Annotated in this window: 26 protein-coding genes; 4 read left to right on the forward strand and 22 right to left on the reverse strand. The window is 67.8% G+C overall.

All coding sequences use genetic code 11. The annotated features are described in order from the left end of the window. From ACFW6D_RS11970 to ACFW6D_RS11980, 3 genes are read right to left on the reverse strand one after another with little or no spacing between them, the layout of a single operon-like run. On the reverse strand, window positions 1-948 hold the full coding sequence (locus ACFW6D_RS11970; RefSeq protein WP_379327369.1) for an ATP-binding cassette domain-containing protein: 948 nt from the start codon (window positions 946-948) through the stop codon (window positions 1-3). Beyond that, entirely contained in the window at window positions 945-2,366 is a 1,422-nt protein-coding gene (locus ACFW6D_RS11975; RefSeq protein ID WP_379327371.1) for a glycosyltransferase, read from the reverse strand. The genes ACFW6D_RS11970 and ACFW6D_RS11975 overlap by 4 nt, the downstream gene beginning before the upstream one ends. Before the next feature lie 4 nt (window positions 2,367-2,370). Next, entirely contained in the window at window positions 2,371-3,861 is a 1,491-nt protein-coding gene (locus ACFW6D_RS11980) for a condensation domain-containing protein (protein WP_379327373.1), read from the reverse strand. 811 nt (window positions 3,862-4,672) lie between these two features. On the opposite strand from ACFW6D_RS11980, the gene ACFW6D_RS11985 reads away from it, so the two are divergent. Next, window positions 4,673-5,074 carry a YybH family protein gene (locus ACFW6D_RS11985; protein ID WP_379327375.1) on the forward strand — a complete coding sequence of 134 codons (402 nt, stop codon included), beginning with the start codon at window positions 4,673-4,675 and terminating at the stop codon, window positions 5,072-5,074. Here the strand turns inward: ACFW6D_RS11985 and ACFW6D_RS11990 are convergent, their stop codons facing one another. After that, entirely contained in the window at window positions 5,075-5,416 is a 342-nt protein-coding gene (locus ACFW6D_RS11990; protein ID WP_379327377.1) for a hypothetical protein, read from the reverse strand. Between the two features lie 183 nt (window positions 5,417-5,599). Here ACFW6D_RS11990 and ACFW6D_RS11995 point away from each other — a divergent pair, with 183 nt between their 5' ends. Then, window positions 5,600-6,301, forward strand: coding sequence for a 2'-5' RNA ligase family protein (locus ACFW6D_RS11995; RefSeq protein ID WP_379327379.1), 702 nt, complete (start codon window positions 5,600-5,602; stop codon window positions 6,299-6,301). Here the strand turns inward: ACFW6D_RS11995 and ACFW6D_RS12000 are convergent. From ACFW6D_RS12000 to ACFW6D_RS12065, 14 genes are all read right to left on the reverse strand, one after another. After that, window positions 6,291-6,629, reverse strand: coding sequence for a 4Fe-4S dicluster domain-containing protein (locus ACFW6D_RS12000; protein WP_379327381.1), 339 nt, complete (start codon window positions 6,627-6,629; stop codon window positions 6,291-6,293). The two genes, ACFW6D_RS11995 and ACFW6D_RS12000, sit on opposite strands and share 11 nt — an antisense overlap. Further along, window positions 6,626-8,215 carry an FAD-dependent oxidoreductase gene (locus ACFW6D_RS12005; RefSeq protein ID WP_379327383.1) on the reverse strand — a complete coding sequence of 530 codons (1,590 nt, stop codon included), beginning with the start codon at window positions 8,213-8,215 and terminating at the stop codon, window positions 6,626-6,628. The genes ACFW6D_RS12000 and ACFW6D_RS12005 overlap by 4 nt, the downstream gene beginning before the upstream one ends. A 78-nt stretch (window positions 8,216-8,293) precedes the next feature. Beyond that, window positions 8,294-9,226 carry a TauD/TfdA dioxygenase family protein gene (locus tag ACFW6D_RS12010; RefSeq protein ID WP_379327385.1) on the reverse strand — a complete coding sequence of 311 codons (933 nt, stop codon included), beginning with the start codon at window positions 9,224-9,226 and terminating at the stop codon, window positions 8,294-8,296. A gap of 109 nt (window positions 9,227-9,335) precedes the next feature. Further along, entirely contained in the window at window positions 9,336-10,676 is a 1,341-nt protein-coding gene (locus ACFW6D_RS12015) for an LLM class flavin-dependent oxidoreductase (RefSeq protein WP_379327387.1), read from the reverse strand. Between the two features lie 13 nt (window positions 10,677-10,689). Further along, window positions 10,690-11,565 (reverse strand): ABC transporter permease, encoded by an 876-nt coding sequence (locus ACFW6D_RS12020; protein WP_379327389.1) that lies wholly within the window; start codon window positions 11,563-11,565, stop codon window positions 10,690-10,692. Beyond that, complete coding sequence (locus ACFW6D_RS12025; protein ID WP_379327391.1) at window positions 11,558-12,400, reverse strand: ABC transporter ATP-binding protein; 843 nt, start codon at window positions 12,398-12,400, stop codon at window positions 11,558-11,560. Before ACFW6D_RS12025 ends, ACFW6D_RS12020 begins: the two co-directional genes overlap by 8 nt. Then, entirely contained in the window at window positions 12,397-13,479 is a 1,083-nt protein-coding gene (locus ACFW6D_RS12030) for an ABC transporter substrate-binding protein (protein WP_379327393.1), read from the reverse strand. Before ACFW6D_RS12030 ends, ACFW6D_RS12025 begins: the two co-directional genes overlap by 4 nt. A 320-nt stretch (window positions 13,480-13,799) precedes the next feature. Beyond that, window positions 13,800-14,528 carry an IclR family transcriptional regulator gene (locus ACFW6D_RS12035; protein ID WP_379327395.1) on the reverse strand — a complete coding sequence of 243 codons (729 nt, stop codon included), beginning with the start codon at window positions 14,526-14,528 and terminating at the stop codon, window positions 13,800-13,802. Between the two features lie 97 nt (window positions 14,529-14,625). Continuing rightward, window positions 14,626-14,781 carry a hypothetical protein gene (locus ACFW6D_RS12040; RefSeq protein WP_379327570.1) on the reverse strand — a complete coding sequence of 52 codons (156 nt, stop codon included), beginning with the start codon at window positions 14,779-14,781 and terminating at the stop codon, window positions 14,626-14,628. Between the two features lie 47 nt (window positions 14,782-14,828). Beyond that, entirely contained in the window at window positions 14,829-15,971 is a 1,143-nt protein-coding gene (locus ACFW6D_RS12045; protein ID WP_379327397.1) for a peptide synthetase, read from the reverse strand. 91 nt (window positions 15,972-16,062) lie between these two features. After that, on the reverse strand, window positions 16,063-17,106 hold the full coding sequence (locus ACFW6D_RS12050; protein WP_379327399.1) for an NAD-dependent epimerase/dehydratase family protein: 1,044 nt from the start codon (window positions 17,104-17,106) through the stop codon (window positions 16,063-16,065). Further along, a complete protein-coding gene (locus tag ACFW6D_RS12055; RefSeq protein WP_379327401.1) occupies window positions 17,103-18,761 on the reverse strand; it encodes a fatty acid CoA ligase family protein in 1,659 nt (552 codons plus the stop codon). Before ACFW6D_RS12055 ends, ACFW6D_RS12050 begins: the two co-directional genes overlap by 4 nt. After that, window positions 18,758-19,654, reverse strand: a complete 897-nt coding sequence (locus ACFW6D_RS12060; protein WP_379327403.1) for a hypothetical protein — start codon at window positions 19,652-19,654, stop codon at window positions 18,758-18,760. The genes ACFW6D_RS12055 and ACFW6D_RS12060 overlap by 4 nt, the downstream gene beginning before the upstream one ends. A gap of 8 nt (window positions 19,655-19,662) precedes the next feature. Then, a complete protein-coding gene (locus ACFW6D_RS12065) occupies window positions 19,663-20,712 on the reverse strand; it encodes a 3-oxoacyl-ACP synthase III family protein (protein WP_379327405.1) in 1,050 nt (349 codons plus the stop codon). A gap of 460 nt (window positions 20,713-21,172) precedes the next feature. On the opposite strand from ACFW6D_RS12065, the gene ACFW6D_RS12070 reads away from it, so the two are divergent. Beyond that, window positions 21,173-21,682, forward strand: a complete 510-nt coding sequence (locus ACFW6D_RS12070; protein WP_379327407.1) for a pyridoxamine 5'-phosphate oxidase family protein — start codon at window positions 21,173-21,175, stop codon at window positions 21,680-21,682. Window positions 21,683-21,799: 117 nt separating this feature from the next. Then, window positions 21,800-22,198 carry a DUF779 domain-containing protein gene (locus tag ACFW6D_RS12075; RefSeq protein WP_379327409.1) on the forward strand — a complete coding sequence of 133 codons (399 nt, stop codon included), beginning with the start codon at window positions 21,800-21,802 and terminating at the stop codon, window positions 22,196-22,198. 4 nt (window positions 22,199-22,202) lie between these two features. Here the strand turns inward: ACFW6D_RS12075 and ACFW6D_RS12080 are convergent, their stop codons facing one another. From ACFW6D_RS12080 to ACFW6D_RS12095, 4 genes are read right to left on the reverse strand one after another with little or no spacing between them, the layout of a single operon-like run. Beyond that, complete coding sequence (locus tag ACFW6D_RS12080; protein ID WP_379327411.1) at window positions 22,203-23,588, reverse strand: hypothetical protein; 1,386 nt, start codon at window positions 23,586-23,588, stop codon at window positions 22,203-22,205. Between the two features lie 14 nt (window positions 23,589-23,602). Next, window positions 23,603-24,445: an ABC transporter permease gene (locus ACFW6D_RS12085; RefSeq protein WP_379229604.1), complete on the reverse strand. Its 843-nt coding sequence runs from the start codon at window positions 24,443-24,445 to the stop codon at window positions 23,603-23,605. Then, the gene (locus ACFW6D_RS12090) at window positions 24,442-25,395 is read right to left on the reverse strand and encodes an ATP-binding cassette domain-containing protein (protein ID WP_379327413.1); all 954 of its coding nucleotides are present in this window, start codon (window positions 25,393-25,395) and stop codon (window positions 24,442-24,444) included. Before ACFW6D_RS12090 ends, ACFW6D_RS12085 begins: the two co-directional genes overlap by 4 nt. After that, complete coding sequence (locus tag ACFW6D_RS12095; RefSeq protein WP_379327415.1) at window positions 25,392-26,648, reverse strand: glycosyltransferase; 1,257 nt, start codon at window positions 26,646-26,648, stop codon at window positions 25,392-25,394. The genes ACFW6D_RS12090 and ACFW6D_RS12095 overlap by 4 nt, the downstream gene beginning before the upstream one ends. Between the last annotated feature and the right edge of the window lies 1 nt (window position 26,649).

Raw genomic sequence — 26,649 nt, forward strand, 5'->3', positions numbered from 1 at the left:
TCAGGCGGCGACGCGGTCGGTGCCGGTCAGAGCGAGGAACACGGCGTTGAGGTCGGGGCGGTCGACGGCGAAACCGCGCAGCCCGATCCCCGCGGCGCGGCAGGCGGCGACGATGTCGGCGGCGGTGCCGGCATCGGTCAGCGCGACGGTGAGCGTGCCCGCCGTCGATCCCTCGGGGACCTCGCCGGTGAGTTCGGCGACGATGGACTCGGCATGGGCGGATTGGGTGGCATCGGCCAGGTCGAGGCGCAGCACCTGGTCACCGATGGAGGCCTTCAGCTCCGCGGCGGTGCCCTCGGCGACGATGGCGCCGCGGTCGATCACGGCGATCCGGTCGGCGAGTGCGTCGGCTTCCTCGAGGTACTGGGTGGTGAGCAGGACGGTCGCGCCACGGGCGACGAGCTTGCGGATGATGCCCCACATCTTGTCGCGGGTGTGCGGGTCGAGGCCGGTGGTCGGCTCGTCGAGGAAGATCAGCGGGGGGTCGGTGATCAGGGTCGCCGCCAGATCCAGGCGTCGTCGCATGCCGCCGGAGAACTGGTTCACCGGCCGGTCGGTGACCTTGGACAGTTCGAAATCTTCGAGGAGTTCGGTGCTGCGGCGGGCGGCGTCGCGGCGGGAGAGGCCGAGTAGGCGGCCGAACAGGCGCAAATTCTCACCGGCGGTGAGGGTTTCGTCGACCGAGGCGTATTGGCCGGTGAGGCCGATCATCGAGCGCACGGCGGTGGCATCGCGCGCGATGTCGTAGCCGAAGATCTCGGCGGTGCCGCGATCGGGACGGACGAGGGTCGCGAGCATGCGGACGGTGGTTGTTTTGCCTGCGCCGTTGGGGCCGAGCAGGGCGAAGACGGTTCCGGCCTCGATGGTGAGGTCGACGCTGCCGACGGCGGTGAAGTCGCCGTAGGACTTGCCGAGACCGGTTGTGCGGATGGCGATTTCGGTGCTCATAGCTGCCTCCCGGCGGTCTGGAACTCTGCGGTGTCGACGAGGGCTTCGATGGCATCGACGGCGCGTTCGACACCGTCGGTGGCGACGTTGGTGGCGTAGGTTGCCGCGCGCAGGACCACGTCGGGTTGCGCGACCTGATCGAGCAGCGCGTCGAGGCGCGCGCCCGTCAACCGTTCGGCCGGAATCGTGGCTGCCAGCCCGAGTCGTTGCAACGCCTGGCCCCAGTACGGCTGATCGGCCTGGACCGAGCAGATCACCTGTGGCACACCGGCTCTCAGTGCGGCGGCGGTTGTACCCGCACCGCCGTGGTGCACTGCCGCGACACAACGAGGCAGCACCCGGGCGTGATCGACCTGGCCGACAATCGCGACGGCAGTGTCGAATTCCGGGTCGATCGTCGCCCAGCCCGACGCGAGGAGCAGCCGACGACCTCGCCGCGCGCAGGCCTCGCGCAACATCGCGACGAATGCGGCCGGGTCGCCGACATCCATGGAACCGAACCCGACATAGATGGGTGCGGTTCCCGTGTCGAGCCAGGATTCGAGGGGCGTCGCAGACGGTTGCGGAGGAGTAGCGGACCTAGCGAGGGAGTCCGAAGCCCCTGTCGTACTGGGGGAATCGATGGAGTCGGGGAACAGGGCCGCGCCGTGATCTCGAGTGCCAGCCGATGTGACGGCTGGTTCGTAGCTAGCGGAACGTGGTGCGCCGGTGAGGAATCCGTCCACGTCGGTCAGAAATCCCGTGAACGGTCCCGGCACCTCGCGTCGCACACCGGGGAACAGTCGCGGGTCATAGGCCTGGATTCGCGTAGTCGCCGCATCCGGCGCGGTACCGGATCGGGTCATCGATGACGCGGTCACGGCGCGAGTGGGCTGATGTCCGGTCGGTAGAACGGGCGCCAACGCGGCCGCGCGCGCTCGGGCCAACACCGACCAACCCCATCGGTGCACGAACCCGGGCAGTCGGTCTGCCCAACGCATCGGTACGACCGGGACCGCACTGTTCGGCTGGATCGGGAAGAAATGCACCGCCGCGAACGGCAGCCCGTGCGCCCGCGCCACCGACTCGGCTACTTCCTCGCCCGCCATCCCCGCGACCACCAGATCGTGTCCGGGTGCCAGCACGCGCAGGTCCTCGAGCTGCTCGGGCACGCCGCGTCGCTGCAGCTCGAACAGTGCCCGCAGCCGGGCACGCGGATCGCGGCTGGCGAACCGGTGGTCGGTGCGCTGCGCCTCGAGGAGGTCGCCGGTATCGAGGCCGAATGGCACCGCCCCGACCCCGTGGTCTCGGGCGAAGGCGACGAGGTTGGGCGCGAGCGCCAATGTCACGTCGTGGCCGCGCTCGCGCAGCGCACGAGCCAGCAGGATGCCGGGTTGGGCGTCGCCGCGGCTGCCGGTGAAGGCCAACAGTGCGCGCATCCGCTCACCCCGCCTGCACGGCAACGCGCAGAGTGTCCGTTCGCAGTGCGCGTGCGTCGGCAGGCGTTTCCGTGGTGACGGACGGCTGCGGTTCGGTCGCCGCGGGTACCTCGTGACCTTCGTCGGGAGTCGGAACCGCGGCCGTGATCGACGACAGCGCGTGACCGAAAGCGGTCAGGAACTCGTCCATCACCTCGGCGGGGAACCCCGCGGGATATCGGGTCGACACATACAGACCGTCGGCCGCCCGCACGACCCACAGGAACACTTCGTCGGGCGAGTACGACTCCGCACGCAACGTCCGTCCGCGCAGGTCGGCGACCAATTCATAGCCGGGCAGCACGCGAATGTCGAGGAAGGAGATGCCGAACCGCGGCGTCTCGGCGACCCCGAGCAGCTCGAGTACGCGCGACCAGGACGCATCGTTGGCGGTGCGCGAACGACGCAGTGCGGCGCGCGCCTGATCCATGGCGTCGGTGATGCCGAGGCCGGGCGTCACGGCGATGTCGACCGGGACCACATTGACGAACCAGCCCATCGACTCCATCCACCGCAGGTCAGGACGGGTCGCGATGGGCATCACGGTCCGCATCCGGTCAGCGCCGAACTGCTGCCGATTCGCGACGGCCAACGCCGCGAACACAGCCACCGACATCCGGTGCCGGACCTGGTCGAGAGTCGCTTCGACCTGCTCGAGTTCGGCCAGATCGAGCAGCCGCCGCGACACACTTGGCTGGGGCAGTTCCGCGTTCGCGGGCCGCTGAGCGTGCGAGGCGAACCGTGGCATCGCACCGTCGGCGAGGAATTCGCGCCAGGTCGCGACCGCGGGGGAATCCAGGGCCAGGTCGGCCGCGCTCGCGCGTTCCAGCACAGCGAAGTCGGCCGCGCTGCCGAAAGTGACCGACTCGCGCGACGGCTCACCGGCGGTGACCTCGCGGTAGAGCGTGCGCAGTTCGAGGATCAGAATCGCTTGTGAATAGGCATCCATCACGGAGTGATCGGCGGCGACGAGCACCGTGAAATCGCCGGTGTCGGGATGCTCGACCGTGGCCGTGAGGCAGTGCGGCCACACCAGTGGCGACAAGCGCTCTTCGAGTGTGCCGCACAGGAACTCGTTGATCCGGGTGCCATCGGTGAGTCCGGCCACGGGCTGTTCGGTGATGTCGACGGCGGTGGGTGCGGCGACCAGCCTGCGCGGTTCGCCCGCGGACGCGGTGGTCACCGTGGTGCGCAGCCCCTCGTGCCTGGCGTGCCAGCGCCGCAGCGTCTCGCGCCAGCTGGAGCCGTCGAGTGGGGCATCCATCTCGAAGACGGTGCCGATCCAGCGTCCACGCCCCGGCCTCGGATCAGCGGGATCCACGCTCGCGCAATAGCCGACATGCACGCTGGTCAGCGGGCGATCGTCGGGCTGCCAGGTGTCGGCGGCGAGTTCGGGCTTCCACATCGACAAAGCGCCCGAACGGATATCGAATTCGGACAGGTGGGTGTATTCCATGATCGGGTTCACCTCGTGACGAATACATGCCGAAGCGGCGGGCGGATGAGATCGAAGGAGAACACCGCACTGTGCTTACTTTGATCTTCTACGGGGTTGATCGTATATGTGAATCCGCTGAGAGCATTACGGTGACGGGCGTCACTATCGTGTTGAACAAAACTTCACAGCCTGCGGGTTTGCGCTGAATAGTCATGGATTGTCTTGTCCTGCAGTAAGGTTCGGAAGGGCGTGATCGGGTACGTGATTGTCTGTCGACATTTTGTTCATGTCAGATGGAATGGCATCTGTCGGCACCGTCACACCGCTGATGGGCGGTCGTCCAAGTGCGTTTCCCCGGCGTTCATCTGACGCAATTCATATACGCCATTCGCAATATGAGAACGTGCGTATCCGGGAAATTCGGTCGGTGATATCCGCCGACGCACCGTCCGGTGGTGGGGCGGGGTCGTCGCCGCGAACCAATCGTGGCCACCGTCATCTGTCCGTTATCACAACGTTGCTCACTCGATGCCGGTTGCTATGGTGGAGGCGCGAAGTGTTCGTTCGAATGTGAAGGAAGACAATGGGAAGCACTGCCCTCGACGTCATGGCGTTGGTCCTCAACCGCGTCACCGAGTTCTGGAACTGGATGGCGACCGGGTCGTCGGGATTCCCGCCGCTGTGACCGGCTGACACCACGTCGTGTCCGTGAAACCCCTGAGGGCCGTTGGCTTTCGGGGGTTTCGGCGTTCCTCGGGGCGCGTGTGGCGATTCGTGTCGTACCCCGGCGTTACCGTTGTCGCACAACCCGAGTCGAGGGAGGGTGGCGATGACCGAGAGTGTGCGAGAGCGTGCGCAGCGCCCGGAAGATCTGAGCCGACTGGTGGTCGAGCGGTTGAATGCCGGGGACGTGGACGGGCTGGTCGAGCTGTACGAGTCCGACGCGGTACTCGCGCTGCCCGACGGGGTCGTCGCGACGGGGGTCGACGAGATACGGGCCGCGTACACACGCCTGATCGCCGTTCGACCGGTGTTCCAACCCGGTCATCAGGCCCCGGCCTTACTCGCGGGCGATCTGGCCCTGACATCGTCGCGGCTGCCCGGCGGCACCGGTGCGACCGTGGAGGTGGCGCGCAGGCAACCCGACGGGAGCTGGCGCTGGATCCTCGATCAACCGAACGCGCCCTGGGTCGTCAGCGAACCGGCGGACCGGTCGAACGTGCCAGAGTGATCAGTTGGTGTTCAGGCCGGTGGCGAGCACGACGACGACCTTGTCGTCGGTCACCTCGCTGACCCGCACGTCCATGCCGTTGCTGGCCTGCGACTGACCCACCGGCACGGTGACCTGCTGGCCGCCGATGCTGAGGGTGACCATGTCACCGTTCACGGCGACGAGCTCCGCCTCGATCCCGAGCACCGAGGCCTTGGCGCTCACACCTCGGTCGAAGGTGACGGTGCAGCCGGTGACGGTGCATTCGGAGGTGGTGCCGGGTCCGGTCATGGTGCACGCGGAAACAGCGAAGGGAAGCAGGATGGCGAACGCGGAAAGCGTGATCAGCCGTCGAACAGGCATGGCGTCAGTGTAGTGCGTCGAAGACACAACGGAACGGTCTCACCAGGTTGCTCGCCGATTACAGCGGGAATACCGTCGCTAGGAGGTAACTGGCATCGCAAGCGTCGGTGCCGATCGTGTCGGGTGGACGGTCGGCCTGCCGGATTAACCGGCGGGTAGGCCGAGATCGGGAGGTGGCGCACCATGATCGCGAGCGAAATGACCGTTGCCAGCCGCTGGTGGTGGCGTCCGGGGTGGACGCCGGGTCGTTCGTTCTACGACTGGCAGGTCGTGCCGACCCAACCGGTCGCCGACAAACTGGTCGAGATCTTCGCGCCGACCCTGTCGAGCCTGCCGGGATTCGAGCAGGTCGACGCGGGGCGACTGCGGATCGGGGTGCAGGGGATCGGGTTCGTCGACGGGGTGAAGGGCGTGCATCTGGCCGCGTTGGTCGCCGGTGCGCGGGAGTTGCTCGCCGGGCACGCGCCGTTCCAGATCACGTTCGGGCCGCCGGTGGTCGCCCAGGATTCGGTGCGGTTGCCGATCGCGCTGCCGGAGGAATTGCTGCGGGTGCGCGAGGATCTGACCAGCGCGCTGACCGAGGTGTGGATTCGCGAGCGGATCCCCGACTTCGGTGAGCCACTGCACCCGTACCTGACGCTGGCATATGCCACCCGGCCGACGCCGGTGCGCGACATCAGCGACGCGCTCGAGCAGGACGGGTTCACCGATTTCACCATCGACGACACGGTTTCGGCGGTGTCGCTGGTCGAATTGCAGTGTGAGAACGAGCGATACGACTGGGACGAGGTGAGCGCCGCCGATCTGCTTCGTGTCCCCGATCCGATCGTGGAGCGCAATATCTTCGACGACCTGCCACCCGTTCGGTGCCCGCTCAGGACGTGAGTCTCGGCGGCGGCGTGCCGTGCGGCAGCCGCGGACCCACGGCCACCCGTGCACCCGGAACCCGCCCGTGCCCCCATCCGAGCTTCTCGCGATACCCGCCGATGTGCTCGGTCGGCACGGTCGACTCCGGCGGCAGCGGAGTCACCTCGGGCGCGACATAGAGAGCGTCGGTAGGGCAGTACGCCTCGCACATGAAGCAGGTCTGGCAGTCCGATTGTCTTGCGATGACAGGGATTCCGCTGTCGGTGCGGTCGAAGACGTTGGTGGGGCAGGCCAGCACGCATTTGTCGCAGCCGATGCAGTCCTGCGCGCGCAGCAATTCGATCACGACGCCACCAGTCCCGAATCGCGGGTGCCCGCGGGATCCACCCACGGCTCGTCGAGCCCGCCCGAATACAGGCGATGGTGCTGTGCCGGATCGAGATCGGGGTAGTCCGCGCGCTTGCTCATCCCACGGGTCTCGGTGCGCGCCAACGCGGATCGATACATCAGGCGCCCGACAGCGGTGATGGCCGCGGCTTGTCTGGCCCTGACCCGCTCCTCGCCGGTGCCGCCGCCCAGACCCGCCGATGCGGCATCCCACAGTTCATCGAGCCGGGCCAATGCGGGCCGCAGCCGGGCACCGTCACGTAGATAGTTCTTCTCGAACGGGATGAGTTCGTCCTGCGCGGCGGCGACGACGTGCTCCGCGGTGATCGACTGTGAATCGGTGGGGCGCAACCCGACTCGGCCGATTCCTGACAGCGCTGTGCTGGATCGACCGACAGCGACGGCGTGCTCGGCCGCGCCCGACCCGGCCCAACTGCCCGAAGACATCGCCCAGGCGGCGTTGTGACTACCACCGCCGGTGAAGCCGCCGCAGATCCGCTCACGAGTGGCCGCGTCGCCTGCGACATAGAGTCCGGGGACCGTGGTGGCGCAATCGTCGTCGACGACATCGATGCCGCCCGTGCCGCGCACCGTGCCCTCGGCGAGCAGATCGATCTCGAAACGTTCGGTGAACGGGTCGACCCCGCGACGATCGAACTGCAGGAAGAAGTTCGGCTGACCGAGACGCATCTGCGCCTGCACGGTCGCGTCCGCGCGATCCAGCTGTGCGAACACCTTCTCCTGCAACAGTGTTCGCGCGATCACCGAACGGCCCTTCGTCGATCCCGCCTCTTCGAGTACGCGGCCGTCCTCGCCGAAGAAGGTGGCATAACCGTAGTAGGCGGTCTTGGTGATCGTGGCGCCCTTGGGGACGATGGCGTAGGCGTTGGAGAACTCCATGCCGGAGAACCGCGCGCCCGCCTCGGCGGCCATCAGCGCGCCGTCGCCGGTGTCGACGTTGGTGCCCAGTGCCTGGGACAGGAACGCGCAGCCGCCGGTCGCGAGCACGACCGCGCCCGCGGTGATCCGGTAGTCGCGGTCGAGCTGACGTTGATAGCCCGCCGCGCCACGCACCGCACCCGTGTCGTCGACGAGCAGTTCCAACGCCGGGGAGTGATCATGGATCCGCACACCGAGTCGAGTGAGCCAGGCGCGCATCCGGCGCATGTATTCCGGACCCTGCACGCCGGTGCGCACGGGTTCGCCGGTGGCCGGATCGGTGGGGAACGGGTAGCGGCCTTCGGTGGCGAGGCGGTTCATATTGGCGTAGGTCCGATCGAGGACGCGGTCCATCCAATAGTGGTCGGCGAGATAGCCGCCCAGCGCCTCCCTGCTCGCTTTCGCGTTGGCGCGGGCCGTCGCCTCGGGCGCGACGTACCAGACGCCGGTGCCCGAAGGCGCTGTGGCGCCGCTGGTTCCGCAGTAGCCCTTGTCGACCAGGGTCACCTCGGCGCCTGCTTCGCGGGCATGTATCGCGGCCCAGCAGGCCGCGGGACCGCCGCCGATGATCAGCACGTCGGTCTCGGTGTGCCACGGGTGGGTCAATTGTGCTCCTGTGTGTTCATCGCGCGGCGGGGGTCGGGTGCGGTGCCCGGCACGGATGCGCGGGCACCGCAACGGGGGTCAGGCGCCGGCGAACTTCGCGCCGGCGATCGAGGTGGAGGGTGCGCCGTCGACACCGACGGGGATGTCGCCCTCGAGGGTGGTGCGGTAGAGGACCCGGGTGACGTCGAGGTGGTCGAGGTCGCTCGGGGCGAGGTGGGCGGTGGCGCGGTTGTCCCAGAACGCGATGCTGCCCTTGTCCCAGCGGAAGCGGACGGTGTAGGCGGGCGCGGAGATCTCGTCGAACAGCAACTGCAACAGGGCATCGCTCTGCGGCGGGGTGAGGCCGAGAATCCGGGTGGTGAAGCCGGGATTGACGAACAACACGCGCTCGCCCGTCACCGGATGCACCCGGACCACGGGATGTTCGGTCACCAGCGGCGATGCGGCGATCTTGCGGCCGTAGTCGCTGTCGGCTTCCCACGGTGGAATACGCCCACCGAAACGGTGTTCGGCGCGCAGGCTGTCGAGGAGGGTGCGCAAGGATTCCGGCAGGCCGGCATAGGCGGCGGCCAGGTTGGTCCACTGGGTGTCGCCGCCGGTCTCGGGGGCGATCTCGGCACGCAGGATCGAGGCCGCGGGCGGATTGATCAGCGGGGAGACGTCGGTGTGCCACTTGTTGGTGTAGCTGAACTTCTTGCGCCCGAACCGCTTTTCGTAGAGGCGGCTGTCGACGGCGAGGATCTCCGGGTACTCGGTGGGCGCGTCGTCGTCGTACGGGTGCGACGGGGTGACGGCGCCGAAGCGGCGCGAGAACGCGATCTGTTCGGTGTGACCGATGTGCTGGTCGCGGAAGAACAGCACCTTGTGCCGGTACAGGGCGGCGGTGAGTTCGTCGACCTGGGTGTCGGTGAGTTCTTCGCGCAGATCTACGCCGGACACCTCGGCGCCGATGTGGCCTGCGACCGGGGCGATCGTGAGAGCGGTGACGCTGGGGCTTTCGAGGGTGGTCATGTCGGTGGTCCTTCGAGTGAAAGCGGCGGTGGGGGTGCGAGTTCCGTCGGATCGCGACAGGAACTACTCGCCACCCGCATGAACTCGATATCGAGCCGGCGGGCGCGCATCAGGCACTCACTCGCGAATCCTGGTCGGCGAACTGGCTTTCCACCGGGGCAAGGCCGTAATGGCCACGCAGCGTGGTGGAGTCGTAGTCGGTGCGGAACAGACCGCGCTCCTGCAGGATCGGCACCACCCGGTCGACGAAGGTCTCGAGCCCGCCGGGCAGGTAGGGCGCCATGATGTTGAACCCGTCGGCGGCGCCCGCGTCGAACCAGCTCTGCAGTTCGTCGGCCACCTGTTCGGGTGTGCCGGCGAAGGTCCGGTGGCCTCGGCCGCCGCCCAGTTTGCCGATGAGCTGGCGCACAGTGAGCTCCTCGGTCTCGGCGAGGTCCTTGACCAGGGTGAATCGGCTCTTGCCGCCTTCGATCTCGGTCTCGGCGGGCAGCGGCGGCAGCGGTGCGTCCAGGGCGTGGGCGGTCAGATCGACACCGAGGATCGACGACAGCTGACGCAGTGCGTAGTCGGGCGAGATCAGATCGGTGAACTCCTGCTCGAGCGCTCTCGCCTCCTCGACGCTGTCGGCGATGAACGGCACCAGACCCGGCAGCACCTTCAAGTCGTCCTGTGCGCGACCGTATTTCGCCAATCGGGACTTGAGGTCGCGGTAGAACCGCACGCCCTCGTCGAGGGTGCGCTGCGCGGTGAACACGGCTTCGGCGCGATGCGCGGCGAACTCCTTGCCCGATTCCGAGGACCCGGCCTGCACCAACAGCGGCCGACCCTGCGGACCGCGCGGCGAGTTGAGCGGGCCACGCACCCGGAAGCGCTCACCCGCGTAGTCGAGAGCGTGTACCCGGGTCGGGTCGGCGAAGACGCCGGCCTCGGTGTCGAGCACGATCGCCTCGGACTCCCAGCTGTCCCACAGCGCCACGGCCACGTCGACGAACTCCTCGGCCCGTTCGTAGCGGCGGGCGTGCTCGGGAATCGCGTCGAGCCCGAAGTTGTAGGCCTCGTCGACATTGCCGGAGGTGACGATGTTCCAGCCGGCCCGGCCCGCGCTGATGTGGTCGAGCGAGGCGAACTTGCGGGCCAGGTTGAAGGGCTCGTTGTAGCTGGTGGAGGCGGTGGCGATCAGGCCGATGCGGTCGGTGACCGCGGCGATCGCCGACAGCAGGGTGACCGGTTCGAACACGGTGAGGGTGTTGCGTTCGATGCGCGGGCCGACGGCCAGGGTGTCGGCGAAGAACACCGAGTCGAGCTTGCCGCGCTCGGCGATCCGGGCGAGTTCCTGGAAGTGCCGCACGTCCAGGACGCGCTGTTCGTCGGTGCGCGGGTGGCGCCACGCGGCCTCGTGGTGGCCGACACCCATCAGGAAGGCGTTCAGGTGAAAAGTCTTGCCAGGCATGGTGATCTCCTGATCAGGCGTTGGTCGGTGCGGTGCGCCAGCGCGAGAGCCGGCGTTCCAGGGCGACGAGGGCGAAGTTGAAACCGAGGCCGATCAGCGAGATCGCCACGATGCCCGCATACATCTGCGGGATCTGGAAGTTCTGCTGCGCGGCGGTGATGAGATAGCCCAAACCGGCTCGCGCGCCGATCATCTCGGCGGCGATGAGGACCAGGATCGAGCCCGCCGCCGCCATCCGGATGCCGGTGAAAATGGACGGGATCGCCGCGGGCAGGATGACCTTCTGGAACAGCCGCAGCGGCGAGAAGCCCAGCGAGACCGCTGATTTCACCAGCAGCGGGTCGACGGTGCGGACACCGGTGATGGTGTTGAGCAGGATGGGGAAGAAGGTGGCGTAGCCGATCAGTGCGATCTTCGACGTCTCACCGATGCCGAGGATCAGCACGAACACCGGCAGCAGGGCCAGCGCGGCGGTGTTGCGGAACAGCTCCAGCACCGGATTGAGAAAGTCCGAGATCGGCTTGTACCAGGCGATGGCGATGCCGACCGGGACGGCGAGTACCAAGGCGAACGAGAAACCGGTGACCGATCGGGTGAGGCTGGCCGAGGTGTGTTCGGCCAGTTGGCCGTTGCCCGCCAGTTCGACGAAGGCCTGCACCACGGTGGAGAACGGCGGGAGGAACACCTCGTCGACCAGGCCGAACCGTGGTGCCAATTCCCATGCGCCGAGCAGCAACGCGAAGGCGAGCAGTGGTTTGGCGAGGCGAAGTACTGCGGAGCCGACTACTCGGGTGCGGCCGCTGGACGCGACCGGCACGGCGGTTGGGATCGCGACCGGTTCGGCGATGATTCGGGTAGGTCGTTCGAGGACGGGGACGGCGCTAGACATGGGCGGGACTCCTGTCGGGGGTGCTGTCGTCGGCGGTGAGTTCCAGGCGCTGGGCCCGGCTCACCTCGCTCTGCAGTTCGGTCCAGATCCGGTGGCGGTAGTCGCGGAACTGTTCGCTCGAGCGGACGTCGATCGCGCCGCCACGGTCGATGTCGATATCGATCACGGCTTTGACCCGGCCGGGTCGTGAGGTGAGGACCGCGACGCGTTGGCCGAGATACACCGCTTCGTCGATGCCGTGGGTGATGAACAGGATCGTCTTGCCGGTCGTGCGCCAGATCCGCAGCAGTTCGTCCTGCAGTGATTCCCTGGTCTGGGCGTCGAGCGCCGCGAACGGTTCGTCCATCAGCAGTACCTCGGGGTCGAAGGCCAGGCTGCGGGCGATCGCCACCCGCTGCTTCATCCCGCCGGACAGTTCGTGCGGGTACCGGTCACCGAAGCCCGCAAGACCGACCAGCTCGAGGTAGTGCTCGGCGATCGCCTTGCGTTCCTTGCGGGCGATGCCCTTGGCTTCGAGGCCGAACTGGATATTGGCGCGGGCAGTGCGCCACGGCAGCAGGGCGTACTGCTGGAACACCACGCCACGGTCGAGGCCGGGACCGGTGATGGGGGCACCGTCCAGGAGGATCTGGCCGGAACTGGGTTTGCTCAGTCCACCGAGTAGGTCCAGCAGGGTCGATTTTCCGGAGCCGCTCGGCCCGACGAGGACCAGGAATTCGCCGGCGCCGACCTCGATGGAGATGTCGTCGATCGCGGTGAACTTCTCGTCGGCGCCGCGCACGGCGAACTGCTTGCCCACCGATCGCAAGGCGAGTTTTGCTGGGGTGCCGGTCATTTCGCGGCCACCACCTCTCCGGTCGGGCCGCTCGTCGGCTGGTAGGTGCCGTTGGCGTAGGGGTTGTACTCGTTGGTGAACAGTTCCTCGGCGGTGACCTTGCCCTTGGGGAGTTCGCCGTTGCGCTCGAGCCAGTCGATCCAGATCTGGATCTCCTTGTCCGCGATCACCGCACCGGGCACGGGGATGCCGAGGCTGCGCCAGTAGTCGAGCAGCTTCAGGTTTTCGTTGCGGCCGCGCTTGTTGATGATCTCGGTGAATGTCGCGACGACCTCTTCGCGTGGCGTGAGCTGCAGCCACCGGGTGGCACGCGCGGTGCCCTGCACGAAATCCTTGACGGCTTCGGGATTCTGGGCGATGAAGTCCTGGCGGAAAACGTAAGTGCCGTAGTCGAATTCCCCGAAAATGTCCTTGTCGGTGAACAGTGGATGCAGGCCACCGCGCGCCACGGCGGTTTCGCGGTACACCGCGCCGAGCGCGCCGACGTCGATCTGCCCGCTGCGCAGCGCTTCCTCGGTGTTGACCGGTGGCACCACGATCAGCTGAACCTGCTTGACCTCGGCCTCGGTCAAACCCTGCTGGTGCAACCATTCACGCGTGACGAATTCGTGGTGTGCGCCAAGGGTATTGATGCCGACCTTCTTGCCGATCAGGTCACGTGCGCTGGTGATACTCGTATCGTCGCGGACGAAATAGCCGGTGAACGATTTCGCGTCGGAGCCATAGGAACTCAACACCGACCGCACGGGCGCGCCACCCGCGGCGAGTTTGACCACCGCGCCGTTGAACGCGCTGCCGAATTCGACCTGCTTGGTCGCGGCCGCCTGGATATTGGCGGGGCCGCTGGTGGTGTCGCCCTCCCACTGGAGGCTGATCTTGCTGAAGTAGCCCAGGTGATCGGCGAGTTCGTAGGGGGTGACCTGGCCGGTCTGTCCCTGATAGCGCAGCACGGTCTTGCCGTCGGCGGTCGTCGCCGTGTCGGCGCCACCGCACGCGGTGACGACCGCGAGGACGGCGGGGGCGACGAGCGCGGCGGCGAGCGCACGCAGCGGGCGTCGTCGCAGAGAAAGGGAGAACATGTTTCGCGAATTCTTTCGACGGCGCGCGGGACCGCGCGGCGGGCATCACGGTGCGCACGCCGCGACAATCCGCACACGAAGCGGATCAGCGGGATATCAGAAAGCGAGAATTCGGCGACGGTAGGAATGTCGCCGCTGTATCAGCTGCGACAGGATCCGGGGGACAGGCGCATCAAGTCCACCGTTCGGCGGCGGACGAGCGCGGGGGATTCCATCATGGCGAGACTTTCGGTGGGTGCGACATCGTTGCGACATCGCATCGAATTACATAGTGCGCCTGGCGATATCGGCTCGGCAATACCGTTTCCACATCGTGGAAATCAGGCTGCGCCGAATCCGTCACCAGCGGCCGCGGTGTGAAAATACGGACCGATGCGCACAGCTATCCGATGCATGGCGGGAATGACCGCGCGCACCAGGTCCCGATCCAGGCGCACGGCGCGGGCTTGCACACCGAGCGCGCCCCACACCTGCTTGTCGGGGCCGAGTACCGGGACCGCGATCGCGCGGATCGGTTCGTCACTGTCGATTTCTTCCACGGCGAACCCGCGACGACGGACGGTGTCGAACAGCGCGCCGTCGGCGGCGGTGGTGTGGGCGAGCAGTGCGTGTCCGACCGCGCTGGAACGCAACGGTCTGCGCTCCTGCGGAATCTGGTTGTGGCAGAAGTGGATCGGTGGCCGCGCCTGGAAGAGCGTGAGTGCCTCATCGGCGTCCGGCACGCTGAGGCTGACGGTGATCTTGATGCCCGCCGCCAGCGCGTACAGGTGGGGCGCCGCGGCGTCCAGGCCGAGCCGCGACAGGGCGGGGCGAGCCAGGCACGCCAGACCGTGCCCGATCCGGTAGCGATCCGTCGCCGGATCCTGCTCGAGCAACCGGCCACGCACCAGTGCCTGGGCCAGCCGGAACGTGGTGCTCACCGGATACCCCGCGCGCTGGGCGAGCTCGCTGAGCGACAGTTCCGGGTCGCCGCCCTGGAAGCAGTTGAGCACGTAGACGGCACGGTCGACGGCCTGTGCGCCGGAACGGGGTGGTTCGGTGCCGGTCATGGTGGCCTCCTGCTCGACGACGTGTCGAGAACTATGGCCACCCGCGCCCCTGCGCACAATGATTGCGCGCAGGCGTGAGCGGAAAGGGGGAGGTGCGTCAGTCGGCGTCGGTCGGCTCGATGGCACCGGACACGCGGATCACGCCGGCGTCCAGGTCGAGGTCGAGGCGAGGTTCGTGGTTTTGGCCATCGCTGTCGCCGGTGCCCTCGTTCTGCAGCTTCTTGCTCGGAAACATTTCGCCCATGATGCCCACGCCTCCACGATAGCCGCGGTGGCCGTCGGTGCGCCGTCAGCCCGGGGTTAGGCGGGGCGTTCCAGCAGGTCGACGAGGCGGTCGAGCAGTGCTTCGAGGCGGGGTTCGATGCCGGCGCCGTTGCGTGCGGACACCGTCAGCTCGGTGTGGCCGTCGAATTCGGTCAGGCCGAACAGTAGGGGCATGGCGACGCTGTGCTGGGGCAGGACGAACAGCCCGGTCGGGCGGAAGCCGGGGACCGCGAGTTCCTCGGCGGTGAAGCGGCCCATGTGCGACACGGTGGCCGAGGCGAGATTGCGGCCGAAGCGGGCGCCGAGCCAGTTCGTGGTGCGCAGCACGCCCCGGTTGACCGAGTCGGGGACGAGCGCGACCCGGGTGTTCGCCAGTTGGTTCAGTTCGCGTCGGTCGTGAAGTCCCGCTTTGATCTGTTCCTTGACTGCGGTCCAGTCGCTGCCGGGTTCGATATCGAGGAACAGCGGTAGTGCGAGGTTCGCGGTGGAACGCAGCGTGGGGTCGTGGCGGCGCAGGTCGACGGGCATCATGATGCGCGAGGTGCCAGGGGTCTCGGCGGCCAGTAGCGCGCAGACCCGGGCCAGTGCGCCGGGTACCGCGGCTTCGACGCGGCGATGACGGAGCAGGTGGGGTGCGAGATCGCGGCGCTGCCTGCCCCGACCGACGGCGGTGCGGTAGCGCGGCACCAGTGGGGTGGGCCTGCCGGGTGCGCCCACCTTCGCGACAAGTTCTTGGTCGGCGACCGGATCGGGGTAGGGAACCGGATCCTCGCCGCGCAGTGCGCGCAGCACGTTCGTCGCCCAGGCCACCATGCCGATGCCGTCCATCACGCCGTGGAAGACGCGGAAGATCAGAGTCGTCGGCGCACCGGTGAGCAGTAGGACCTCGACGGTGGTGTCGGAAGTCGGTCCGATCGCGCTGGTGAGAACGGGGTCGGTCTCGAGGGCGGGATAGCTCAGGTGGTGGTCGAGCACGCGCACGGCCGGTGTGATGCCGCTGTCGACCCACTCGGTGCCGTGGCGGCGTAGTCGCGCGCCGGGGGTGGCCGCGGCGGCGGTGCTTACCGCTGTGCGCAATGCCTCCGGGTTGATGTTGCCCTCACCGGGAACCGCGAGTTGCATGAGGAAGGGTGGGGCCAGCTCCCGCATCGGGAAGTACATGCGCTCGGTGGTGGTCACCGGGCGACGAAATACCTTGCAGCCGTTCATATCAGGACTCCTGGGGTGGTCGCCACGCGGGCGTCGCTGTCGAAAACGGTAGGGCGCGTGATTACCGCAGGTCCTGGGCGAGAACCTCGATGCCGCCCTGGTCCCGAAGCCATGCGAGGAATTCGGTGAGGCCGGTGTCGCGGTCGATGACGGGCGCGTAGCCGAGATCGCGGCGGGCCGCGCTCGTGTCATAGGTTGCGGTGCGGGTCATCAACGCGACCGCGTAGCGTGACAGGGGCGGCGACCAGCGATTCGCCACAGCCGGTATGCGCCAGACGGTTTCGATCGTCGCGACCACCGCGGCGAGCACCCGGGGATTCGGTCGGCGCGTCGGTGCCGCGAAGCCCAGCCGAGTGGCGACCTCGCCGAGAAATCCCCAGACATCGGTCTTCTCGGCGTCGGCGATGAAGTAGGCCTTGCCGCCCACCGTGTCCGAGGTCAAGGCCTGCAGGCAGGCGTGCACGATATTGCTCACGTGGCACAGTGAGGCCTCGATGGTGCGCCCGTAGGACAGGTCGGGCAGGGCGCCCGTGGCCGTACGGTCGAGCAGTCGAACGATCGGCCCCGAGCGGTCTCCGGCACCCCAGATGGCTCGCGGCCGTAACGCCACGGTTGTGAATTCTGCTGTGTCAGCGGCGAGTACGGCGCGCTCGGCCGCGGCCTTGGTTTCGGAGTAGTGATTGAGGTAGCGGCTCGGATACGGCAGTGACTCGTTCACGTCGATCTGATCGCCGCCGTCGCGCGCCATCAGGGCGCTCGGGCTGGAGATGAACACGAACCGGCCCGCGCCTGCGCGTCGCGCGGCGTCGAGGAGCAGTTCGGTGGCGCGCACGTTCTCGGTCCAGAAGCGATCCCTGGTGCCGCGTTCGTCGACCCGCGCGGCGCTGTGGATCACCGCGTCCATCCCTCGGGTGGCACTACTGAGTGAGGCCGCGTCGGCGAGATCGCCGTAGACCACCGTGACCTGCTCCACGGCAGGGCCGAGATCGTCGAGAACGCTGGTGCGGCGCACCAGGATCGAGACCTCGTGGCTGCCCTCGGCGACCAGCGCGCGCACGATGGCGCCGCCGAGGAATCCGGACGCACCGGTGACCAGGATCTTCATCGTCGGGAGTCCAGTCTCTTCGTGGCCCAACGGGCGAGTTGTTCGCGCCCGATCTTGGCGTTGTGCCGGATATCGACGGGGAAGTGCGGGTGCACGAGGAACTCCGCGATGGGAGCAACTGTGCCGAATTCGGCAGCCCGCGTGCGCAATCTAGTGAGCACCGCCACCTCGTCGGCACCGGGTTCGAGCTCTACGCAGAGGACCGGTCGCTGGGCGCCGGGGGCGCCTACCCCGACCAGCGCCGTGCGCGCGACCCCGCTCACCGCATTGAAGACCTGTTCGACCTGCACGGTGAACATGGGCCCGAGTGCGGTGACGATCCGTTGACTCTTGCGCCCGCAGAACCAGATGCGGCCCTGCTCATCGAGCCGACCCAGATCGCCGGTGCGATGCCAGATCTGCTCGCCGTCGGTGATCTTGCCGGCCGTGTTGGCGTGCGCGGGCCAGTAGTAGCGGGTGCTCACATTCGGGCCCGCCACCACGATCTCACCGACCGCTCCTTCGCCGGGCAACTCGGCGTCGGCCCAGGTGGCGACCGGGTCATCGGTGATGGCGAGCAGCCGGACCCGCACGCGCTCGGTGGGTCGGCCGATGCAGGTGCCCTCGCCGCGCTTGGCGCGCTCGACCAGACCGTCGAGCAACTCCCGCGATTCGATCGTCGACATGGGCAGCGCCTCGGTGGAGCCGTAGCCTGCGTAGATCTCGACGTCGGGGTGCAGGACTTCGCGCAAACCGGCGACGCACCAGTACGGGACGGGCGCGCCACCGGAGAAGATGCTCACCAGGGATTTCAGGTCGACCGGATCCTCGCGCAACCACTCCAGCAGCGGGATGAGGACCGCCGGGGAGGCGAACATGGTGCGCACACCGAAACGCTGGATCGCATCGACCACGTGGGCCGGATCGGTGGCGCCGACCTTGCTCGGAATCAGCGGCGGCAGTACGCATCTCGACCCGAGCAGCAGGTCGAGGACGCCGACCAGCGGCAGCGTCACGAGGGAGGTGTTCGGGGGTGTGTGCCCGCGGGCCGCGTGCACCTGCTCGACCATGGCGGCGAGATTGCCGTGGGTCAGTTCGACGGCCTTGGCGGGACCGGTGCTGCCCGTGGTGAATGCGATGATCAGCAACTCGTCCGGGTCGGCGGGCACCCGCTCGGGCAACGCGTCGGCCGGGGTGCGGCGCCACGAATCCAGGGTCGGTCCACCCCAGAACCACCTGCGCCCGACGGTTAGCGTGGTGCGCACCCGCCGGAAACTGCGCGGGAAGAGCACCCGAAGGGCATGCGCCTGCGGGATGCCGATGAACGCCTCCGCTTCGACCGCGCGCAGGCAGTGCACCATGCGGCGCACGCCCATCCCCGGATCGATCACCACGGGCACGGCGCCGATCTTCAACAGCGCGAACAGGATCGCGTACAACTCCGGGCTCGGCAGCACGAGCACGATGGTGCGGGTGCCGCTGCCGACTCCGGCGGCGGTGAGGTGTTCGGCGATGGCGTCGGACCAGCGATCGAGCTCACGGTAGGTGATGTGGCGGTAGTCGGGCAGGCCCTCGGAGGTCATGCCGTCGGGGTAGATGACTGCCTCGCGGTCGGGCTCCTCACCGGCGAGGGCCCGGAACTGGTCGATGGTCTGCCAGTAGGTCGGCGTTGTCACGCGGTGGTCTCCGGGAGGCGGTACAGCGTCGCGGCAGCGGACGGGCCCGCGCCCGCGGCGACGAACAACACGTGGGTGTAGCCGGCGAGGGTGCCCTCGGCGATCGCGCGGGCATAGGCCAGTGGCAGTGCGGCGGTGTGCGGGTCGCCGTCGGACAGGTCGGGCACCCGCACCGCGTCCTGGTCGATGCCCAGTGCGTCGGCGAGTCGTTTCGGGAAATGCGGGCTCGGGGTGGACGCGATCAACGCGACGAAGGCGCCCTCGAAATCGGCGAGCGCGGCGTGCCCGACTTCGGTTGCCACGGTGAGGGTTCGGTCCTCGAAGTCGGGGTCGCGCTCGACCGTCATCAGGGTTCGGCCCGCGGTGCCCATCGTCGCGGTGTCGACGTAGGCCTGTCCGGCGGGCGTGCCGGGTCCGGTCGCGGTGTGCACCGGGCCGAAGCCCTCCGGACCGTCGACCTGGTCGAGCAGCAACGCGGCACCCGAAGTGGCGTAGGGGAATTCGGCGTCAGCACTGGACCGGGCCATCGACGGATGGGTGTCGCCCGCCACGATCAGGACGTGTTCGGTACTGGCGGTCGCCAATACCGAACACGCCACCTGCACCGCGTTGACGACGCCGACCGCGCCGTTCATCAGGTCGAAGGAGAAGGTCCGCGGATCCGACTTGGTGTAGTCCAGGCCGATGCCCGCGGCCTTCTGGATCAGTGCGGACACCGCCGGTTCGACGGTGTTGGAGTCGCGGAAGACACCAGTGTTGATGAGGACGCCGACCTGGTCGGGGCGGACACCGGCCTGCTCCAGGCACTGCGCGGCGGCGCGACCGCTGTGCGCTACGACGCTGTGGGTGTCGGTGGATCTGCTGGTTCCGGTGGCGCGGATACGGATACCCATTATGAACCTCAGACCTTCAGGGAGGAGACGGTGGTGGACAGGAAGCCGGCGACGACACCGGAGGCGGCCGGAACCAGGAGCAGCTTCGATCCCGCCGCGATGTTGTCGTCGGCGAGCTGATCGTGCAGCACGAGGAAATGCGAAGTGGTCGAGGTGTTTCCGTACTTCTCGATCACATTGAGGTCAGGGGGCATCTCCGCGCCGAACTCGCGGGCGGCGACCGCGTTCATATACGGCACTGCGGCAGCGCCGAACTGGTGATGGATGACGTAGTCGAACTGCTCGCCCGCGAAGTCACGGCCCTGCTGTTCGAGGAAGTCGCCCTGGGCGTCCGGCCACAGTAGGAACCGGGCCTCGTTGTGCATCTTGCGGTTGTCGGTGTAGAGCGCGACGCCCGACGACTTGTCGCTCGGCATGCCGAGACACAGGTGCGAATGCTCGGCGGCGGTGAACAATTCGATGTAGTGGATCTTGTCGGCGTCGTCGACGGCACGGTCGAGCACGACCGCGCACCCGGAGTCACCGACCGACAGCGAGGCGAACTGCAGATCGTATTTCTCGGAGATCTCGTTCACTGCGGTCTCGGCGATGGGCGTGATCGCCTCGCCGCTGACCACCATGCCGTTGCGCACCACACCCGAGCGGATCATCCGGTCGAGAATGTAGGTGCCGGTGAGCATTCCGGCGCAGGCATTGGAGACGTCGAAGGTGATGGCCTGCTCGGCGCCGAGGGTCTTGGCGATCGTCGACGCGAACGACGGTTCCATGTAGATGCGGGTGCCGTCGTTGCTGCGGGTGATCGAACAGGAGATGATCACATCCAGCTCGCCCGGCGCGTAGCGCGACCGGCCGAGGCAGTCCCGTGCGGCGTTCACGGCGAGGGTGAACGAATCCTCGATCGACTCCGGGTCGGTGTCGCGCACGCGGCGTTCCTTCACGCCGGTGATGCGTTCCAGATCGAAAGTCGGCGGTTTTTTCAGCCGGGAGATCAATTCGGTGGTGGACAAGATGGTCGACGGAAGATATGCCCCGATGGATTCGAAACGCGAATGCGACACGTGAGCTCCCGGATGCAGTCGAAGAATGGTTTCCGGACGATTCGCGATCGCCGGTGGAATCGAACCCTACCGGTCACCAGGGCATGTCACGTGTAGTGATCCGGCGCACTCTGCACCGCGATTATGTGTGTGCGACAAAGCGTTTCGGGAATATCGGCAATCACGTTCGGCATCGTGGAATGCCTGGACAAGGGGCTTGTCGTCGGAATCGGTCAATAGCGGGCTATCGGCCGGATCGTCCTCGGGGCAGCGGTGCTGTGTTGCAGAATGGTGCGCACGCAGTGAGTGACCTCACGATCGTGGAGTCGGTCGAATATGTCCCAGCTCGAGCGAATCTGTTTCAGGAGCAGAATCGCACTCCCGAAATTTGTCGCAGGAGTGCATCGCGACGATCGACACCGATGAGTTTCGCCCACTCGGACAGTCACTACAGGTATCCACTCACGGAAAAGGGAGCATCATGGTGATCGAAGCAACCAACCTGGACATCTACGGCGACGCCGAACTCCCGTGGTCACGGGCCGCGCAGGCGCTGGACAACTACGTCGGTGGCCCCGGCGGCCCGGCCTTCCTGAGCACCGTCCGACCCGACGGCCGCCCCCACACCGCAGCCGTCGGGGCACTGTGGCTCGACGACGGGTTCTATTTCACCAGCGGAGAGACCACCCGCAAGGCACGCAACCTCGCCGTAAACCCGGCCTGCACCATCGCCGTGTCGCTGGACGGAATCGACCTCGTGGTCGAGGCCACCGCCACCGTTGTCACCGCCGCCGAAACACTCGAGCGCATCGCCGCCCGGTACCGCGAGGCGGGCTGGTCGGCCGAAGTCGACGGCGCGGCGTTCACCGCCCCCTACAGCGCACCGAGTGCGGGCCCGGCGCCATGGCAGCTCTACTTCGCCACCCCGCATACCGTGATCGGCGTCGGCACCGCCGAACCGAACGGCGCCACCCGCTGGCGGTTGACCTGACCGCATCGGCGGGGTGATCTTCGCAAAGTTGGCCCGCACCAACCCTGGACCAACCTTTCGCAACCATAGTGTCCTTCGAGCACGTTCACCGTCGAGAACATTGCGAGGAGTACACCCATGGTTCGACAACCCCACGGCCGCAAGGCCGATCATCGACACCGTGCCGTCGAGGCCAGCGACGACGCACTGGATGTGCTGCGGCTGCTGCTCGAGATGCACGGCCCGGTAGTCCTGTACCTCGCGCCCGACACCGATGGCTACACCCCGGTCTGCCTGCCGCTCAGGGACTTTCGGCCCGGTTCCGACGACATCCTCGCCGGGCAGACCGCCTGGCACACCCAGTTGTGGATGGCGCAGCGGTTCCACGTCGGCTTCGACGAGCTCGACGTCAGGATCGAGGTCCGCAACCGCCCGCCGCGCGACAGCGCTTCGCTGGAGGCCGCGTGCGGTTTCCGATTCGCCTTGCACATCGAAAAGGCTGATGAAGCAGGCGAATTCATCGAGGAAGCCTCCTAGCTCGTCACCAGAACCGCGGCGTCAAGCCCCAGTCGGCGAACTCGGCGGCCAAGAGCTCACGCAGCGCGGCGCGGGTGGGGAAACGGTCGGGGTCGCCGCCGGTGACCACGAGTGTCACGGTGTCGTCGTCGCAGGAGAAGGCGAGGTTGACGCCGACCTCCACCTGGCGGAACAACTCGACCGGACCTGGATTGACCACCGGGCGCATGATGACGTCGCGTGCGCGGTGCGTACCGAGCACCGCGATGTTCTGCGCTGTGCGACCCATGTTGGTGCACAAGCACTCCGGCGCCTTTGCGGTGCGCGCGAACTTGTGCAGCACCATCCTCGGCAGCAGCATCTGGACCGGTTGCAGGTGTTGGATCGGTGGGATGGTCTCGGGATTGCGGTAGGCAAGGCCGGCTGTTTTGAGTGCGGCGCGGATCGCGGGTAGGTCGGCGCGTTCGTCCGCGCGGTAGCCGACACTGATCGGCAGACCCGTCGTGGCATTGGCGCGCGGGTCGTCGACTTCGCGCATCGAATGCGGAATGTCGACGCGGACGTCGGCGCCGTCGGCGATGCGGCCGGTGCGACCGAGCAGCCCGACAGCGACGCCGATCAGCAGACCGTTGGTGGTGCCGCCGTGTGCGGCGGCGACGGCGTCCCATTCGGCGAGATCGAGCTGGACGATGGACTCGGCGGCCTGCCAGACATCGACGTGTGGCAAGCGCGGCTCAGCTGGACGCAGGTTGCGAGCCGGTTCGCTGACCCCACGAGCCCGGCGAGCCGCGCGCACCCCGCGTGCCACCGCACGCAGCTGGCCGCGCGCATCGGCCAGGTCGGCAGCGATTCGACCGGCGCCCGCCACGGGTCCGACGAGCCTGCCCGCGCTCGCCGAGCGGTCGGGTGTCTCACCACGGTTGAGGCGGTCGAGGGAGTCGACGATCGCATGCATCATGCCGCCGCCGTCACACGCGACGTGCGAGGCGACCAGGGTGACCACGGTGCCACCGGATTCTGTCGGCGCACCAGCGAGTTGCCACACCAGTCCGCGTTCCGGATCGAACTCGACGGCGGCCTGCTCGAGAAACCAGTCGAGTACCTCGTCGTCGGGAATCGGGGTGTCCGACCAGCGCAGCGGCAGGGATTCGGTAGCCGGCTCCCAGTGCGGGCGGGCGATCGGGAAACGGGTGGTCCTGACTCGGCGAGCGATGAATCCCGTTGCCAGATGCGCGTGCCACTCGGCGAGCAGGTCGCGGCCCAGTGCGGTGTCGAAGCGGTAGGCCAGCTGGTTGACCAGGGCATTCGGGTACAGGGAGTGCAGTTTGAAGAACAAGTCGTCGTCGGCGGTGATCCGGTTGAGCCCCGTGGGTCCGGCGGCCACCGTGGCGGCGGGGGAGGTGATAGTCATCGACAGACTCCTGATCAGCGGTTACGAAGAGTGCGCACGGTCAACGGCGCGAAAACGGCCACCACGACCACCGAGGCCACCAGCGACCAGCAGGCATCGGCGCCGACGGTGCCCTCGGCGGCGAGGGTGCGCACCGCCGACACCAGGTACGACACCGGATTCAGGTCCGAGACGTGCCGCATCCAGGTGGGCATGGACTCCTCGGGCACCAGCGCATTGGAGGCGAAGCCGAGGAAGGTGAGCACCAGCATCGACATGCCCTGCACGGCGGCGGGGCGGGCGATGGTCGCGCCGATGAACGCGAACAGCCAGCTGATCGCGGTGGTCGCGAACACGACCAGCACCGCACCGGCCAGGAATCCGGCGGTGTGCTCGGGTCGGTAGCCCATGCAGAAACCGACGATCACCACGGTGGTCGCGGCGATCAGATAGCGCACGGCCCCGGCCAGCAATGCCCCGGCAACCGGGGCGGAGCGGGCAATCGGCATGGCGACGAAGCGGTCGAACACCCCCGAGTGGATGTCCTCGGACAGTTGCACGCCCGTCGCGACCGAGGAGGTGAGCACGATCTGCACCAGCACGCCCGGGATCATGATCGGCAGGTACGCCGTCATGCTGCCCGCGATGGCGGTGCCGAAGATGCTGCCGAAAAGCACCGGGCCGACGATCGGTAACAGAATCGCGTCGTAGAGCAGTTGGGGGCTGTGCCGGAAGGTGAGCAGTCCACGCCACGCCATCATCAACGAATGCTGCAGCGCGGCAAGGGGACTCACGCGGGTCACGCGTGGCTTGCGCACCACCTGGGTCGGCTTCTCGGCGGTGAGAGTCACTGTCGGCCTTTCGCGAAGGGTGGTCATGCCGCGTCCACGGCGCGTGCGTGTCCGGTCAGCGACAGGAACACCTCGTTGAGATCGGGCCGGTCCACCGCGAATCCGCGCAGGGTGATGCCCTCGTCACGGCAGGCGGCGACGATATCGGCACCGCGCGTGACGTCGTGCAACGCGACCGTCAACGTCCCCGTCGACGAACCCTCCGGCACTTCGCCGGTGATGTCCTGGATCAACGCCTCGGCCCTGCGCAGGTCGGCGGTGTCGGGAATGTCGAGGCGCAGCACCTGCTCGCCGATGGAGGACTTGAGTTCGGCGGGTGTCCCGTCGGCGACCAGGGTGCCTCGGTCGATGACCGCGATCCGGTCGGCGAGCGCGTCGGCCTCCTCGAGGTACTGGGTGGTGAGCAGCACGGTGGCGCCGCGCGCGACCAGGCCGCGCACGATGCCCCACATGCGGTCGCGGGTATGCGGATCCAGGCCCGTGGTCGGCTCGTCGAGGAAGATCAGCGGAGGCACCGTGATCAGCGTCGCGGCCAGGTCGAGGCGACGCCGCATGCCACCGGAGAACGCGCTGACACTGCGGCGCGCGACGGCCGAGAGCTCGAACTCCTCGAGAAGTTCGTCGGCCCGGGCTGCGGCTTCGCGGCGCGAGAGGCCGAGCAGCCGACCGAACAGCCGCAAATTCTCACCGGCGGTGAGGGTTTCGTCGACGGAGGCGTATTGGCCGGTGAGGCCGATCATCGAGCGCACCGCGGTCGCGTCGCGCACCACGTCGTAGCCGAACACCTCGGCGCTGCCCCGATCGGGTCGCAGCAGCGTCGCCAGCATGCGGACGGTGGTGGTCTTGCCTGCGCCGTTGGGGCCGAGCATCGCGAGCACCGATCCGGCCGCGATGCTGAGGTCGATACTGCCGACGGCGGTGAAATCGCCGTAGGACTTGCCGAGTCCGTTGGTGCGGACGGCGATCTCGGTACTCACTGCGGCCTCCCGGCGTGCACGGTTACTGGAGTCGGTAACGACCGGGGGACAAGGGTTTCCACCTCGTCGATCGCGCGCGCCACCCCGTTGTCGGCGAACGTTCTCGCGTAGGCGGCCGTCCGTGACAGCACCGCCGGGTCGGCGACCCGGTCGAGCAGGGTGGTGAGCTCGGCCTCGGTGAGGTCGGCGGCGCGCACGGTGCCCGCCAGGCCGAGCCGCGCCAGCGCCCGGCCCCAATACGGCTGATCGGCCTGGATCGCGCAGATCACCTGCGGGACACCGGCTCTCAGCGCGGCCGCGGTGGTGCCCGCGCCACCGTGGTGCACCGCGGCGAGGCAGCGCGGGAAGACCGCCGCGTGTTCGACCTGGTCGACGATCGCCATCTCGGGCGTCAGCACGGGTTCGATGCCGGCCCAGCCCGCGGCCAGCAGAAGTCTGCGCCCACGACGTCCGCAGACCGTGCGCAATGTCGTCACCAGGGCGGCCGGATCATCGACTGCCATCGAGCCGAAGCCGACATAGATCGGTGCCGAACCGGCGTCGAGCCACGCGGCCAGTGCGGGATCGGCTGCGGCACTGAGGAATCCGTCGGCATCGACGGCGAACCCGGTCACCGGGTGCCGATCCGGCAGCTCGGCCGCCAACCCGGGAAACAGGTCGACGTCATAGGCCTGGATCGAAACCCGGTCGGGCAGAGCGTGTTCGACGATGCCGAACTCGGACAGCGGCTGTTCCAGCGCGGCATCGCGTGCCCACCGCAGACCAGACCAGATCGCCCTGTTGAGCACCCCGGGAAGCCGGTCGCCCCATGCGGTTGGCACGACCGGCACGGACCGATTCGGATGGATTGGAAAGAAGTGCACTGCTGCCAGCGGCAAGCCGACGCGGCGCGCCGCCTTGTCCGCCGCTTCCTCGCCCGCCATCCCGGTCACGATCACGTCGTGACCGGGTGCCAGAGCCAGTAGGTCGCGCACCGCCTCGACGACCCCGCGCCGCTGCAGATCCAGCACCGCGCGCAGTCGCTGCCGCGGATTCGCACTGCGGAAACGGGGATCCTCGTGCTGGGTGCGCAGCAGTTCGGCGCTGTCGCGGCCGAAGCCGACGGCGGCGATGCCGTGCGCGGTGGCGAAGCCGACGAGATTGGGCGACAGCGCGAGCGTCACCGAGTGCCCGCGAGCCAGCAGCTCGCGGGCCAGGAGGATGCCGGGCTGGGCATCGCCCCTGCTCCCGGTGAAGGCCAGCAGCGCACGCATG

It is taken from the genome of Nocardia sp. NPDC058705, from assembly GCF_042749305.1.
Classification (GTDB): Bacteria; Actinomycetota; Actinomycetes; order Mycobacteriales; family Mycobacteriaceae; genus Nocardia.

Coding starts and splice junctions, on each gene's coding strand:
- ACFW6D_RS11970 (WP_379327369.1), bottom strand. CDS start 948: ATGAGCACCGAAATCGCCATCCGCACAACCGGTCTCGGCAAGTCCTAC.
- ACFW6D_RS11975 (WP_379327371.1), bottom strand. CDS start 2,366: ATGCGCGCACTGTTGGCCTTCACCGGCAGCCGCGGCGACGCCCAACCC.
- ACFW6D_RS11980 (WP_379327373.1), bottom strand. CDS start 3,861: ATGGAATACACCCACCTGTCCGAATTCGATATCCGTTCGGGCGCTTTG.
- ACFW6D_RS11985 (WP_379327375.1), top strand. CDS start 4,673: ATGACCGAGAGTGTGCGAGAGCGTGCGCAGCGCCCGGAAGATCTGAGC.
- ACFW6D_RS11990 (WP_379327377.1), bottom strand. CDS start 5,416: ATGCCTGTTCGACGGCTGATCACGCTTTCCGCGTTCGCCATCCTGCTT.
- ACFW6D_RS11995 (WP_379327379.1), top strand. CDS start 5,600: ATGATCGCGAGCGAAATGACCGTTGCCAGCCGCTGGTGGTGGCGTCCG.
- ACFW6D_RS12010 (WP_379327385.1), bottom strand. CDS start 9,226: ATGACCACCCTCGAAAGCCCCAGCGTCACCGCTCTCACGATCGCCCCG.
- ACFW6D_RS12015 (WP_379327387.1), bottom strand. CDS start 10,676: ATGCCTGGCAAGACTTTTCACCTGAACGCCTTCCTGATGGGTGTCGGC.
- ACFW6D_RS12020 (WP_379327389.1), bottom strand. CDS start 11,565: ATGTCTAGCGCCGTCCCCGTCCTCGAACGACCTACCCGAATCATCGCC.
- ACFW6D_RS12025 (WP_379327391.1), bottom strand. CDS start 12,400: ATGACCGGCACCCCAGCAAAACTCGCCTTGCGATCGGTGGGCAAGCAG.
- ACFW6D_RS12030 (WP_379327393.1), bottom strand. CDS start 13,479: ATGTTCTCCCTTTCTCTGCGACGACGCCCGCTGCGTGCGCTCGCCGCC.
- ACFW6D_RS12035 (WP_379327395.1), bottom strand. CDS start 14,528: ATGACCGGCACCGAACCACCCCGTTCCGGCGCACAGGCCGTCGACCGT.
- ACFW6D_RS12050 (WP_379327399.1), bottom strand. CDS start 17,106: ATGAAGATCCTGGTCACCGGTGCGTCCGGATTCCTCGGCGGCGCCATC.
- ACFW6D_RS12060 (WP_379327403.1), bottom strand. CDS start 19,654: ATGGGTATCCGTATCCGCGCCACCGGAACCAGCAGATCCACCGACACC.
- ACFW6D_RS12070 (WP_379327407.1), top strand. CDS start 21,173: ATGGTGATCGAAGCAACCAACCTGGACATCTACGGCGACGCCGAACTC.
- ACFW6D_RS12075 (WP_379327409.1), top strand. CDS start 21,800: ATGGTTCGACAACCCCACGGCCGCAAGGCCGATCATCGACACCGTGCC.
- ACFW6D_RS12080 (WP_379327411.1), bottom strand. CDS start 23,588: ATGACTATCACCTCCCCCGCCGCCACGGTGGCCGCCGGACCCACGGGG.
- ACFW6D_RS12085 (WP_379229604.1), bottom strand. CDS start 24,445: ATGACCACCCTTCGCGAAAGGCCGACAGTGACTCTCACCGCCGAGAAG.
- ACFW6D_RS12095 (WP_379327415.1), bottom strand. CDS start 26,648: ATGCGTGCGCTGCTGGCCTTCACCGGGAGCAGGGGCGATGCCCAGCCC.